13 protein-coding genes are annotated in these 12,707 nt (G+C 70.6%); 11 read left to right on the top strand and 2 right to left on the bottom strand.

Annotated elements, in window-relative coordinates; translation table 11 throughout:
- The 3 genes from E1285_RS37790 to E1285_RS37780 form a co-directional block, all read left to right on the top strand.
- The coding region (locus E1285_RS37790) for an MMPL family transporter (RefSeq protein WP_207947114.1) at positions 1-2,150 on the top strand (2,150 nt) is incomplete at its 5' end.
- Positions 2,151-2,322: 172 nt separating this feature from the next.
- Entirely contained in the window at positions 2,323-2,625 is a 303-nt protein-coding gene (locus E1285_RS37785; protein ID WP_132159400.1) for a hypothetical protein, read from the top strand.
- 140 nt (positions 2,626-2,765) lie between these two features.
- Positions 2,766-3,284: a superoxide dismutase family protein gene (locus E1285_RS37780; RefSeq protein WP_132159399.1), complete on the top strand. Its 519-nt coding sequence runs from the start codon at positions 2,766-2,768 to the stop codon at positions 3,282-3,284.
- A gap of 94 nt (positions 3,285-3,378) precedes the next feature.
- On the opposite strand, the gene E1285_RS37775 is transcribed toward E1285_RS37780, so the two are convergent.
- On the bottom strand, positions 3,379-4,299 hold the full coding sequence (locus tag E1285_RS37775) for a Ku protein (protein ID WP_132159398.1): 921 nt from the start codon (positions 4,297-4,299) through the stop codon (positions 3,379-3,381).
- Positions 4,300-4,428: 129 nt separating this feature from the next.
- On the opposite strand from E1285_RS37775, the gene ligD (E1285_RS37770) reads away from it, so the two are divergent.
- The 8 genes from ligD (E1285_RS37770) to E1285_RS37730 all read left to right on the top strand — a co-directional run bounded on the left by ligD (E1285_RS37770) (position 4,429) and on the right by E1285_RS37730 (position 11,772).
- The gene (gene ligD, locus E1285_RS37770) at positions 4,429-5,403 is read left to right on the top strand and encodes a non-homologous end-joining DNA ligase (RefSeq protein ID WP_132159397.1); all 975 of its coding nucleotides are present in this window, start codon (positions 4,429-4,431) and stop codon (positions 5,401-5,403) included.
- Between the two features lie 14 nt (positions 5,404-5,417).
- Positions 5,418-6,326, top strand: a complete 909-nt coding sequence (ligD, locus tag E1285_RS37765; RefSeq protein ID WP_243723328.1) for a non-homologous end-joining DNA ligase — start codon at positions 5,418-5,420, stop codon at positions 6,324-6,326.
- A 112-nt stretch (positions 6,327-6,438) separates the two neighbouring features.
- Complete coding sequence (locus E1285_RS37760) at positions 6,439-7,869, top strand: NAD(P)/FAD-dependent oxidoreductase (RefSeq protein WP_243723327.1); 1,431 nt, start codon at positions 6,439-6,441, stop codon at positions 7,867-7,869.
- Positions 7,870-7,900: 31 nt separating this feature from the next.
- On the top strand, positions 7,901-8,140 hold the full coding sequence (locus E1285_RS37755; protein WP_132159395.1) for a hypothetical protein: 240 nt from the start codon (positions 7,901-7,903) through the stop codon (positions 8,138-8,140).
- 174 nt (positions 8,141-8,314) lie between these two features.
- The gene (locus E1285_RS37750) at positions 8,315-8,944 is read left to right on the top strand and encodes a TetR/AcrR family transcriptional regulator (RefSeq protein WP_132159394.1); all 630 of its coding nucleotides are present in this window, start codon (positions 8,315-8,317) and stop codon (positions 8,942-8,944) included.
- A gap of 153 nt (positions 8,945-9,097) precedes the next feature.
- Complete coding sequence (locus E1285_RS37745; protein ID WP_132159393.1) at positions 9,098-9,322, top strand: DUF3107 domain-containing protein; 225 nt, start codon at positions 9,098-9,100, stop codon at positions 9,320-9,322.
- Between the two features lie 160 nt (positions 9,323-9,482).
- Positions 9,483-9,776 (top strand): GlsB/YeaQ/YmgE family stress response membrane protein, encoded by a 294-nt coding sequence (locus tag E1285_RS37740; RefSeq protein WP_132159392.1) that lies wholly within the window; start codon positions 9,483-9,485, stop codon positions 9,774-9,776.
- A gap of 517 nt (positions 9,777-10,293) precedes the next feature.
- The gene (locus tag E1285_RS37730; RefSeq protein WP_132159390.1) at positions 10,294-11,772 is read left to right on the top strand and encodes a DEAD/DEAH box helicase; all 1,479 of its coding nucleotides are present in this window, start codon (positions 10,294-10,296) and stop codon (positions 11,770-11,772) included.
- Positions 11,773-11,882: 110 nt separating this feature from the next.
- Here E1285_RS37730 and E1285_RS37725 read toward each other — a convergent pair whose 3' ends face one another.
- On the bottom strand, positions 11,883-12,569 hold the full coding sequence (locus E1285_RS37725) for a glycerophosphodiester phosphodiesterase (protein ID WP_132159389.1): 687 nt from the start codon (positions 12,567-12,569) through the stop codon (positions 11,883-11,885).
- Between the last annotated feature and the right edge of the window lie 138 nt (positions 12,570-12,707).

Here is a 12,707-nt window from a genome sequence, read left to right as displayed (position 1 = left end):
GGGGGCGGTGGGTCCACCGGCGGCGCCGGTGGACCCTCGCCGTCGCGGGCATGCTGCTCGCGTTCGCCGCCGTCTGGGGCACGGGCGTCTTCGGGGCGCTGACCTCGGCCGGCGGCTTCGACACGCCGGGCAGCGAGAGCGCGAAGGCCGCGCAGATCGCCGAACGCGACCTCGGCCGGGACGCGGCCGACGTGGTGATCCTCTACCAGGGCGGCACGACCGTCGACGATCCGGCGTACCGCGCCGCGGTCGAGCGGGCGCTGGCCGGACTTCCGCCGGACAGGGTCGCCTCGGCCAGAACGTACTGGACGACCGAGGCCACCGAGTTCGTCAGCGAAGACCGGACGGCCACCTACGCCGTCCTGGAACTCACCGGGGCCGACGACGGCGACAGGGAGGACTCCTACCGGGCGATCGAGGACGCCCTGACCGAGGTGGGAGGCGGGCTCACCGCCAAGGTCGGCGGGACGGTCGGCACGTCGGCCGCCATCGACGACCGCGTCGCCTCGGACATCCCGCGCGCCGAAGCCATCGCCGTCCCGCTGCTGCTGATCCTGCTGGTGCTGATCTTCGGCGGTCTGGTGGCGGCGAGCCTCCCGCTGCTGATCGGCGGCATCGCGATCCTCGGCTCGTTCACCGCGCTGCACGCGCTGACCCACGCGACCGATGTGTCGATCTTCGCGGTGAACATCTCCTCCTTCCTCGGCTTCGGACTCGCGATCGACTACGGGCTGTTCATGGTCAGCCGGTTCCGGGAGGAACTGCGGCGCGACGGCCGCTCGGTCGAGGACGCCCTGGCCGCGACGATGGCCACGGCCGGTCGCACGGTCGCCGTCTCCGGGATCACGGTCGCGGTGTCGCTGTCCGGGCTGCTGCTGTTCGACCAGAACTTCCTGGTCTCCATGGGCTACGGCGGCATCGCGACCGTCCTCGTGTGCATGGCCGGGGCGCTGACCGTACTGCCCGCACTGCTCGCCGCCCTCGGCCCGAAGGTGAACGCGCTGCCGGTCAGGCGGCGGAAACCGTCCAGGGACCGCTCCGGGGCCTGGTGGGGACGGGTCGCCCGCAGCGTGATGCGCCGCCCGGTGATCTACGCGGTGGCGACGACCGCGCTGCTCGTCGCGCTCGGGGCCCCGTTCCTGGGCATCAACTGGGGCGGCATCGACGCGAAGTCGCTGCCGGACGGCTCCGACCCCAGGGCCGTCGCCGAAGCGCTGGAGACGCGGTTCGCCCGCAACGTCACGAGCCCGATCAACGCGGTCGTCACCGGGACGCCCGACCAGGCCGCGATCGGCGCGTACGGGGACCGCCTCGCCGCGCTTCCCGGCACCGCCGGCGCCGCCGTGACCGGCTCCGAGGGCACCACGTCGCGGATCTCGCTGCGCTACGACGCCGATCCGTACTCGGAGACCGCCAGAGACCTCGTCCAGCGGGTCCGGGACGTTCCGCCGCCGGCCGGTGCGCAGGTCCACGTCGGCGGCCCCACCGCCGGGATCGTCGACGAGCTGGACAGTCTCGGCGGCACGCTGCCGTGGCTCGCGCTGCTCGTCGGCGCCGCCACGTTCGTGCTGCTGTTCCTGGCGTTCGGCTCGGTGATCCTGCCGCTGAAGGCCATCGTGATGAACATGCTGTCGCTGTCGGCCACCTTCGGGGTGATGGTGCTGATCTTCCAGGACGGCCACCTGTCGGGGCTGCTCGGCTTCACCGCGATCGGCTCGATCGCGCCCGCGATGCCGATCCTGATGCTCGCCCTGCTGTTCGGGATCTCGATGGACTACGAGGTGTTCCTGCTGTCGCGGGTCCGCGAGGAGTACGACGCGACCGGCTCGAACGTCACGGCCGTCGCCACGGGCGTCCAGCGCACCGGCGCCATCATCACCAGCGCCGCGCTGCTGTTCATCATCGTGATCGGCGCGTTCGCCACGTCCGGCGTCACGTCCATCAAGATGGTGGGCATCGGCATGGCCTTCGCGATCCTGCTGGACGCGACCGTCGTCCGGGCGCTGCTGGTGCCCGCCATGATGCGCCTGATGGGACGCGCCAACTGGTGGGCGCCCGGACCCCTCGGCAGGCTCTACGGCCGGTACGGGATCCGCGAGCACGACACCCCCGCCCCGGTGCGGCGATCCGAGCCGGAAACCGTGGGCTGATGCCCAATGAGCGCAAACCGCTTGTGATCTCACTCACCCGCCGCAAGACTGAATTCCATTCGACCGGTGGCACAGCGTCGTTCCACTGGCGGCACCTCCGAGTGACACGCCCACGCGACGGCACGCCCCGGACGCCCCCCGGGCATTCACGGGTTGTTCCTTTGGAGGCACCATGTCCACGCAGGTGATCAGCGACGCCGAGACGGCGCTCGGGCACCTGGAGCGGCTCACCGACGAACTCCGCTCCCGCGGCTGGACCGTCGAGGTCGCCGCCCACGCCGACCGCCGGCCGTCCGCCCTCGTCGCCAACCCGGCGATGCGGGCGCTGAACGAGAACGTCATCGCCGCCCGGGAGCGGTCGGACGACGGCTGGTCGTACTTCTACGGCTGGGGCGAGCGGATCGCCCCCTGCGCGGACCCGTCCGCGGCCGCCACCGCGCTCGCCCGCGTCCTGGCCGCCCACCGCGACCTCTGACCTCCGGCTGACGGCCGGCTTTCCCAAAGCCGCAGCCGACCGGTTTTTGACCCGACGCAGACGGGTCGCGTAGGCAGAACGTCGCTCTCCGTGTGCATGATCGATGCGGTCACCCGCAGATCAACAAGGAGAGGAAGATCATGCGATCGTCCATCCGGGCCGCCGTCACGGTGGCGGCCAGCGCAGCGCTGGTACCGCTCCTGGCCGCACCGGCCCTGGCCTGCCCCGATCCGCACAAGATCGCCGCAAAGGGCCCGACCAAGGTCTACGACGACAAGTACGAGAAGACCGAGACGAAGGTCGCCGTCGCCCGCGAGAAGGACAAGACCGTCGTCAAGCTTCGCGTGTCGGGGTTCCCCAAGGAGGCCGCCGGCAAGACGTTCGGTACCCACGTCCACGCGAAGAAGTGCGGGCCGAAGCCCGAGGACGCCGGGCCGCACTACGAGAACCCGGACGCCAAGCCGGGCACACCGCTCCGCGAGAAGGAGATCTGGCTCGACGTCAAGATCGGAGAGGACGGCAAGGGCCGCTCCCGCGCGGTCGTGCCGTGGAAGGTCGCCAAGGGGTCGGCTGGGTCGGTCATCGTCCACGCCGAGCCGACCGATCCCAAGACCGGGGACGCGGGCGCACGGCTCACCTGCACCGACGTCCCGTTCTGACGACGACGCTTCAACGACCATGACGCTTCAACGACGATGACGCGTCCGCCCGCCGTCCGCCCGTCGTCCGCCGGCCGGGCGGCGGGCGGGCCGGTCAGGCCGACTTGCGGGTGCGGCTCCTGGTCGATTCCTTCTTCTGGGCCGGTTCCTTCTTCTGGCCCGACTTCGACGACGTCTTGCGCGAGGCGGGCTTCTTCTCGGCGTCGTCCTTGCCGGACCCGGCCTTGCCGTCCTTGTCGCCGCGGCTCTTCTTGGCCGCCTCGACACTCGCGCGCAGCGCGCTGAGCAGGTCGGCGGCGGGCTCCTCCTCGGCCTCCTCGGCGGGCCGCGCCACCTCCCGGCCCTCGACCTTCGCGTCGATGACCGCCTGGAGTGCCTCCCGGTAGGCGTCCTTGTACTCCGACGGGTCGAACTCGCCCTCCATCGACTCGATCAGCGACGTGGCCATCGACAGTTCCTGCTTGCGGACCTCGATGTCCTCGTCCAGGAACGGGAAGTCGGGCGTTCGGACCTCGTCCGGCCACAGCATCGTCTCCAGCACGAACACGCCCTGCCGGACCCGCAGCGTCGCCAGCGACTCCCGCTGCCGGATCGCGATCTTGACGATGGCGACCTGGCCCGAGTTCTCCAGCGCGTCCCGCAGCAGCACGTACGGCTTGGCGCCCTGCGCGTCGGGCTCCAGGTAGTACGACTTCGCGAAGTAGATCGGGTCGACCTCCGCCGCCTCCACGAACTGCAGTACGTCGATCCGGCGGCTGGACGTCAGTGGCAGTTCGGCGAAGTCCTCGTCCGTGAGGATGACCATGTCGCCGCTCGGCAGCTCGTAGCCCTTGGCGATGTCGGAGTACGGGATCTCCTCACCGTCCACGGTGCACGTCCGCTTGTACTTGATGCGCCCACCGTCCTCGCGGTGCACCTGGTGGAAGCGGACGTCCCTCTGCTCGGTCGCCGAATACAGCTTCACAGGTATCGTCACCAGCCCGAACGAGATGGCGCCCTTCCAGATACTGCGCATGACCTGTCCCTACCCACCAAGTCCCGAACCAGCACGTTTCCTGCCCCTTAGCGTCGCAACCTCGTTCGATTTGCGCCAGAACGGACTCTTGATCCTTTGCTGTGGGGCGGGACCGGGTAAGACGGCGGTATGACCATGCCGTGGCCCGTTGAGCCGATGATGGCCACCACCGGGAACCTTCCCCCCGACGGCGAGCAGTGGGGGCTTGAGCTGAAGTGGGACGGCGTCCGCGTCCTGGCGCACGTCTCCGCCGACGGTGCCCGGGCCACCGGGCGGCGCGGCACCGACGTCACGAGCCGGTACCCGGAGTTGTTCGCGCTGGCCGACCTCCTCCCCCATCACGACGTCGTCATGGACGGCGAGGTCGTCGCCTTCGAGGAGGGGCGGCCCAGCTTCGAACGCCTCCAGCGACGCATGCACGTGACCGAACCCGATCCCAGGCTGATCCGTGAGGTGCCCGTCCGGTACGTGGTGTTCGACATCCTTTTCCTAGACGGGCACGTCCTGTACGACATGCCGTACGCAGACCGGCGCACGCTCCTGGACGAATTGGACCTGGCCGGAACCGGTCCCGTGGAGGTACCCCCGTACCTGCACGGCGGTGACACCACACAGGTGAACGAGTTACTCGACTTCACCAGGGAGCAGCACCTTGAGGGGCTGCTGGCCAAGCGACTCGACTCCCCGTACCGTCCAGGCCGCCGCGTCGACTTCTGGCGCAAGGTCAAGAACTTCATGACGCGCGAGGTCATCGTCTGCGGCTGGAAGCCCGGCAAGGGGCGGCGTGAAGGCGGCGTGGGCTCGCTGCTGCTGGGCGAGTACGACGTCAAGGGCCTGCTCGGCTTCGTCGGGCACGTCGGCACCGGCTTCACCGACCGCGCCCTGGACGAGCTGTACGAGACGCTGTGGCCGCTGCGACGCCCCACCAGCCCCTACGACGAACCCGTTCCGCGTGAGTTCGCCCGTGACGCTCAATGGGTTGAGCCACAACTCGTCGGGGAGGTCGCCTACAGCGCCCGCACCAGGGACGGCCGCTTACGCTTTCCTTCCTGGCGCGGCCTCCGTGACGACAAAGACCCCCTGGAGGTCACCAGTGAGCAGTAAGCCCTGGAGGGCCTGTGGCCAGTAAGAGGACGTCCGTGGAGGTCGAAGGGCAGCAACTGTCGCTGTCCAACCTCGACAAGAACCTCTACCCGGAGTTCACCAAGGGCGAGGTCATCGACTACTACGCGCGCATCGCCCCGGTGATGCTCCCGCACCTCAAGGACCGGGCCGCCACCCGTATCCGGTGGCCGGACGGGGTGGACGGCAACAAGTTCTTCGAGAAGAACGCGCCGTCCCACACGCCGGACTGGGTGCGGACGGCGACGATCCCCACGCCCGGCAGCTCCACAGGACGAGACACACTCGACTTCGTCGTCGTGGACGACCTGCCCACGCTCGTGTGGTGCGCCAACCTCGCCGCGCTGGAACTGCACGTCCCGCAGTGGAAGGTCGGGCCACGCGGCAAGGTCCATACACCTGATCTGGTCGTCTTCGACCTGGACCCCGGAGCGCCCGCCACGATCGTGGAGGCGTGCGAGGTCGCGAAACTGCTCCGGGACGTGCTCGCCGAGGACGGCCTGGACTCCTACCCCAAGACGAGCGGGAAGAAGGGCCTGCACCTGTACGTCCCGGTCAAGGAGCCCAAGGACGCCGAGCGGACGTCGGAGTACGCCAAGTCCGCCGCGCAACGGCTCGCGGAGGAGCATCCCCGGCTCGTCGTGGCGAAGATGGAGAAGCGGCTGCGCAAGGGCAAGATCTTCGTCGACTGGAGCCAGAACAACCCCGCGAAGACGACCGTCGCCCCGTACTCGCTGCGCGCCGCGAGCCGCCCGTCCGTCTCCACCCCGATCACCTGGGACGAGCTGGATTCCTGCCAGGACGCCGCCGATCTGGTGTTCTCCCCGGGTGACGCGCTCTCCCGCGCCGACAAGCACGGCGACCTGCTCGAACCGCTGCTGACGGACCGCCGGCCGCTGCCCTGACGTCCCATCTCCGACTTTTCGCATGCCCTATGTGTTCGAATCGGCACTCTCCGGCGCCGGATTCCGTCACCATGGGTCGTGGGGACATCACGGGCGGGGGAAGGAAGAGCAGTTGGCGCAGAACCACCATTACGACGCCGTGGTGCTGGGCGGGGGAACGGCGGGAGAGCTGGTGGCGTCCGGTCTCGCCCGCGCGGGACGCGACGTCGCACTCATCGAGAAACGCCTGGTCGGCGGGGAATCGCCGTACTTCGCGTGCGTTCCGTCCAAGTCGCTGCTGCTGTCGGCGCGGCGCGGCGAGACCTGGGAGATGGCGCTCGCCCGGCGCGACGGGCTGGCCGGGCACCGCGGCGACGACCCGGCGGTCGCGCGGATGGCCGAGGCCGGCGTGACCGTCCTGCGCGGCCGCGGCCACGTCACCGGACCGGGCCGGATCGAGGTGGACGGGGTCGGGCACGGCTTCGACGACCTCGTCGTCTGCACCGGCAGCGAGCCGGTGATCCCGGCCGTCGACGGGCTCGCCGACGTCCAGTTGTGGACCAGCGACGAGGCGCTGGCGGTGCCCGACCTGCCGCGCCGCCTGGTGATCCTCGGCGGCGGCCCGGTCGGCTGCGAGATGGCGCAGGTGTACGCGGCGTTCGGGTCGCAGGTGTCGGTGATCGAGGCGTCCGGGCGGCTGCTGACCGCCGAGGCTCCGTTCGCCGGGGAGGTGCTCGCCGACGCGCTGCGCCGGATGGGCGTCGACCTGCGGCTCGGGGCCGGCCTCAGCCACGTCGGGCGCAAGGACACCGGGCTGCGGCTGTGGCTGTCGGACGGCGGGACGCTCGACGCCGACCGCATCCTCGTCGCCGCGGGCCGCCGCCCCCGGGTGGAGGGGCTCGGGCTGGAGAACCTCGGCGTCGCCATCTCCCCGGGGCACGGGATACCGGTGGACGAGACGTGCCAGGTGCCGTGCGGTGCGAGCGACGGCAGAGCGAACGAAGGCAGGGCGAACGAAGGCAGGGCGAACGAAGGCAGGGCGAACGAAGGCAGGGCGGACGAGGGCAGAGCGGGCGGCGGCTGGGCGGGCGGTGTCTGGGCGGCCGGGGACGTCACCGGCGTCGCCCGCACCACGCACGCCGCGCGGTACCAGGCGCGGGTGGCGCTGTCCAACCTCCTCGGGCGGCGCCACGAGACCGACTACCGCGCGATTCCCCGCGTCGTCTACACCACGCCCACCGTCTACTCGGTGGGCATCTCGCCCATGCAGGCCGCCGAACTCGGCATAGACCTCCACACGGCCGGGTACGACCTCGCCGCGACGGCACGGGCGGCGGTCGAAGCGGACGAGCGCGGCCGGGTGGAACTGTACGCCGACCGGTCCCGCGGGCTGCTGATCGGCGCCGCCGCCGCCGGACTCTACGCCGAGGAGTGGATGAGCGAGATCACGCTGGCCATCCGCGCGGAGACGCCGCTGAGCCTGCTCACGGACGTCGTCCACGCGTTCCCGACCTACGGAGAGTCCGTCGAGGCGCCGCTCCGGGAACTGGCCGCGAGCCTGTGACGCGGCCCTGTCTGTCCGAGGAGGACCTGTGATGAGCGAGACCGACGACCTGGAACCGTCCGCACCCGGCCCCGCCGGCGAGGCGAACGAGGCCGACGCGGCCGAGCAGCGGGCGCTGCTCGACGATGGGCTCGGCGAGGGGCGCGACGAGGGGGTCGACGAGGGCGAACGGCCCCGGGAGTGGGACGCGCAGGTGCCGGACGACGTCAACGAGGCGGACGTGGTCGAGCAGCGCTACGAGGTCCCGCTCGACGAGGACGACTACCGGTGACGCTCCCGGGACGGGACACCGGGGGTCTTCACCGGAAATACACTGACCTGCGTGAAGGAACGCCGGCGCGCTTCGGCCGTGACCGGCGGAGTTACTCGCGCGTAGGATGATGGGATTGTTCCCGCGCGGCGGAGACCCCCGTCCGCCCGCATCGATCGTTGATCGGAGAGTGTGGTGACCGCGACCCCGGACGCACGCCCCCGCGGCACGAGGCTGCCGCGACTGGCGCGCCGCAGGCAGCTGCTCGGCGCGGCCCAAGAGGTGTTCGTCGCGCAGGGGTACCACGCGGCGGCGATGGACGAGATCGCCGAGCGCGCAGGCGTCAGCAAACCCGTGCTCTACCAGCATTTCCCGGGCAAGCTGGAGCTGTACCTGGCCCTGCTGGACGAGCATGCCGAAGCCCTGGTGAAGATCGTCCGCGACGCGCTCGAGTCCACGACGGACAACAAGATGCGCGTCCAGGCGAGCATGCAGGCCTTCTACGACTTCGTGGCCGGCGACGGCGAGGCGTACCGCCTCGTCTTCGAATCCGATCTGCGCAACGTCGCACCGGTGCGGGCGCGGGTGGACCGCGCCAACCAGCAGTGCGCCGAGATGATCGCCCAGGTGATCGCCGAGGACACCAGCGCCCCCACCGACGAGGCGTACCTGCTCGGCATGGGGCTGGTCGGCATGGCGGAGGTCAGCGCCCGCTACTGGCTGTCGCAGCACCGGGCCATCCCGAAGGACACCGCCGAGAAGATCATCGCGCGGCTGGCCTGGCGCGGCATCTCCGGCTTCCCCCTCAACACCGAGTCGACCTGAACCACGGCCCCGGACGGCCCCGGGCGGGGTGCCGGCGCGGTCGTTTCACCCTCGGCAAAACGCCGGTGACGACGCATCCGGCGATCTCCGTGCGACCATCGGGGAAGAGCCCGCCGGTGGTCGGCGGGACGTGATGGACGACGGGAGCCTCGCGTGCAGGTTCGTATCGGTGTGCAGAACGTTCCCAAGGAACTCGTGGTCGACACCGGGCAGTCGGCGGACGAGGTCCAGGAGGCGCTGGCGGACGCGCTGTCCGAGCCGCGCGGAGTGTTCGTGCTCCAGGACCGCCGCGCCGGGCGGGTCGTGGTGCCGGCCGAACGGGTCGGCTACCTGGAGATCTCCGAGGACGAGCAGCGCAACGTGGGATTCGGCTCTTAGCACGCCTGATCGCGACGGCTCGCCGCGTTCCACCCTGCCGCGTTCCACCCTGCCGCGTTCCACCAGGTCTTGACCTCCCCTTTGTTTCATTCCGGCACAGCGGGCATATCGATCTCCGACCACGGGCCACCGGCCCACGGAATAGGAATGGATGATCGACATGCTCACGACGATCCTCTGGTTCATCGTCGTCGGTGCCGTCATCGGAGCCCTGGCACGGCTGCTCGTCCCCGGACGCAACCCGATCGGCGTCCTGCTGACGATCCTCGTCGGGATCGCCGGCGCGATCGTCGGCGGCGTCATCGCGGACGCGCTCGGTGCGGGCACCCTCGTCGCCGTCGTGTTCGCGGTGGTGATCGCCGCGCTCGGTGTGGCGGGGCTCACCACCCTGAACGCCCGCGGCGACGGCCGCAGGGGCCGAGGCTGGCGCCCCCGCCGCCGCAGCACCTTCTGACGCATGACCCCCACCCGGCCGGAAGCCCCCGCTACCTGCAAGCGGGGGCTTCCCCCGTGCCCGGGCCCCATCGCCCCGTGTCCGGATGTGGCCGTTCTGGCAGGCGGTTCGACGGGCCGTCCCCCACGACGCGCGGGCGGCCGACGGCCCTGGCGGGCAGGGGATGGAATAGAACGAAAGCATGGAAACGTTGAGTCCAGTGATCGGCTATTGGTGTATGCAATCAACGGTCGGTACACTGCGTCGCGGAGTGTGACCGCACGCAGCCACAGCGAGTGACTGCTTTCAACCCCTGACTGCGGTCGCCGACGGATTTTGAGCAACGGCTGGTCCCTCCCGCGCGAGCGCGCGGCCAAGGAAACGATCGGCGGGTGCGCCCACAGGGCGACGCCCTCCGGCGAGCCGCGCCGCACCCGGGAGCGGAGACCCCGCATATTGGAGGCTGAAAGCCCTGACTACCTTTCGTGAACTCGGGGTCGTCCCCGAGATAGCAGACGCCCTTGAAGCAGAGGGCATCGTGAAAGCGTTCCCCATCCAGGAACTCGCCCTGCCGATCGCGCTGGGCGGGCACGACATCATCGGACAGGCCCGTACGGGCACCGGCAAGACCCTCGCGTTCGGCGCGGCGGTCCTTCAGCGCATCGAGCACGGCGCCCGCAAACCACAGGCGCTCGTCGTGGCGCCGACGCGCGAACTGGCCCTCCAGGTCACCGACGACCTCCTCATCGCCGGCGGCAAGCTCGGCACCCGCGTCCTGTCCGTCTACGGCGGACGCGCGTACGAGCCGCAGATCGACGCTCTCCGCGAGGGCGTCGACGTCGTCGTCGGCACCCCGGGCCGGCTCCTCGACCTCGTCAAGCAGAAGCACCTCGACCTCTCCGAGGTCGGGATCCTGGTGCTGGACGAGGCCGACCGGATGCTCGACCTCGGTTTCCTGCCGGACATCGAGCGGATCATCGAGCGGATCCCGGAGCAGCGGCAGACGATGATGTTCTCGGCCACCATGCCGGGCGAGATCGTCGCGCTGTCGCGCCGCTACCTGACCCGTCCTACCAACGTGCGGGCCGAGTCGCACACCGAGTCGGACGCGACGCCGCAGGTCGTCCAGCACGTCTTCCAGGCCCACCAGATGGACAAGCCGGAGATGGTGGCCCGCCTGCTGCAGGCCGAAGGCCGTGGGCTGACCATGATCTTCTGCCAGACCAAGCGGGCCTGCGACCGGGTCGCCGCCGACCTGGTGCAGCGGGGCTTCGACGCCGCCGCCGTGCACGGCGACCTCGGCCAGAGCCAGCGCGAGCGGGCGCTGCGCGCGTTCCGCAACGGCAAGATCGGCGTGCTGGTCGCCACCGATGTCGCCGCCCGCGGCCTCGACGTCGACGACGTCACCCACGTCATCAACTACGAGTGCCCCGACAGCGCCGACACCTACGTGCACCGCATCGGCCGGACCGCACGCGCGGGTAAGAAGGGCGTCGCCGTCACGTTCGTCGACTGGTCCGACCTCACCCGGTGGAAGCTGATCAACGGCACGCTCGACCTGCCGTTCGCCGTCCCGGAGGAGACCTACTCCACGTCCCCGCACTACTTCGCGGTGCTCGGCATCCCCGAGGGCACGAAGGGCCGGCTGCCGAAGGACAAGCAGCACGACCGCGCGGGGCTGGACGCCGAGGAGCTGGAGGACATCGGCGAGACGGGCAAGACCCGCAGCAACGACCGCGGCCGTGACCGCGATCGTGACCATGACCGGGAGCGCCCGCGGCCCCGCCGCCGCAAGCGCAGCCGGAACCGCACGCGCGCCGGCAAGCCGGTCGAGGCCACCGCGACGGAGGCCGAGACCACCGGGGTGGCCGGGGGATCGTCCCCGAAGCGGGAGACCGCCGCGGACGACAACGTCGTCGACGCGGTCGCCACCGAGCGCAAGCGCAGCCGGAACCGCCGCCGCACCCGCGCCGGCAAGCCGGCGACCGACACGACCGAGGCGTCGCAGAGCGCCTAGGTCCCGTCCCTGCACCAACCGCGAGGCCCCCGCCCGGTCTCGCGGTTGCGTCGCGGTGGCTCAGGGCTGCGTGTGTCCAAGGACTGCGTGTATGTAAGGGCTGGCGTGTCTCAGGGCTGCGCGGAGCGCAGTTTCAGGGCGACGTCGGGATGGTCGGTGACGAGGACGGCGACGCGCGGGTCCCCGAGGAACCGCTGCATCACCGGTTCGGCGTTGACCGTCCACACCATCGCGGGGATCCCGGCTCGTCCGCATTGGCGCAGCACGCCGACGCGGGCCAGCCGGTAGTTGACGGCGACCATGTCGGCGCCCGCCTTGCGGATCAGGCGCAGCGGCGCGAAGTCGTGCGCGACGCCGCGCTCCCACAGGTTGCGTCCCACCGACAGGGCCGTCCGCACGCCCGGGAACGTCCGCTTGATCTGCACGAGCGAGAGGACCTCGCGGGTGGTGACGACGAAACCGTCCCGCCCGAACGCCTCGATCGCGAGCGCCACCGTCTCGTGCTCGCAGCCGCGTTCCTTGAGGTCGAGGTGGCCCTGCGCCCGGCCGCCGATGATCTCCATGGCCTCGCTGACCAGCGGGACGGGCCGCGGCGACAGCTCCTGGATCCGGTCGTAGGTGAGCCGTTTCAGCGGCAGCCCGGCGAGGTCCGGGTCATGGTGGACGACGAGCCGCCCGTCCCCGGTCCTGCGGATGTCGATCTCCACGTACTCGGCCCCGGACTCGACCGCCGCGGACAGGCCGGTCAGGCCCGCTTCGTCGCGACGATGCGCGGAGATGGCAGGCTTCGGACGCACGCTGCCGACGCTACCACCGAAACTTTTTCACCGATTCCCGCCGGGCCTCATTGAGTATGGTGGTCCCCTGTGAGCACGCCCCGGTTCCTGAACCTGCCCCCCGGCGTCCGCCGGACGACCATCGAGACCTCCCGCGGC

Source organism: Actinomadura sp. 7K507, from assembly GCF_004348425.1.
Lineage (GTDB): Bacteria > Actinomycetota > Actinomycetes > Streptosporangiales > Streptosporangiaceae > Spirillospora.
The sequence above is the reverse complement of the archived record's forward strand: the minus strand, read 5'-3'. Positions and strand labels throughout refer to the sequence as shown.

Bases quoted from the DNA above. Each gene is read 5' to 3' on its own strand.
- E1285_RS37785 (WP_132159400.1), top strand. From the start codon at position 2,323: ATGTCCACGCAGGTGATCAGCGACGCCGAGACGGCGCTCGGGCACCTG.
- E1285_RS37780 (WP_132159399.1), top strand. From the start codon at position 2,766: ATGCGATCGTCCATCCGGGCCGCCGTCACGGTGGCGGCCAGCGCAGCG.
- E1285_RS37775 (WP_132159398.1), bottom strand. From the start codon at position 4,299: ATGCGCAGTATCTGGAAGGGCGCCATCTCGTTCGGGCTGGTGACGATA.
- ligD (WP_132159397.1), top strand. From the start codon at position 4,429: ATGACCATGCCGTGGCCCGTTGAGCCGATGATGGCCACCACCGGGAAC.
- E1285_RS37755 (WP_132159395.1), top strand. From the start codon at position 7,901: ATGAGCGAGACCGACGACCTGGAACCGTCCGCACCCGGCCCCGCCGGC.
- E1285_RS37740 (WP_132159392.1), top strand. From the start codon at position 9,483: ATGCTCACGACGATCCTCTGGTTCATCGTCGTCGGTGCCGTCATCGGA.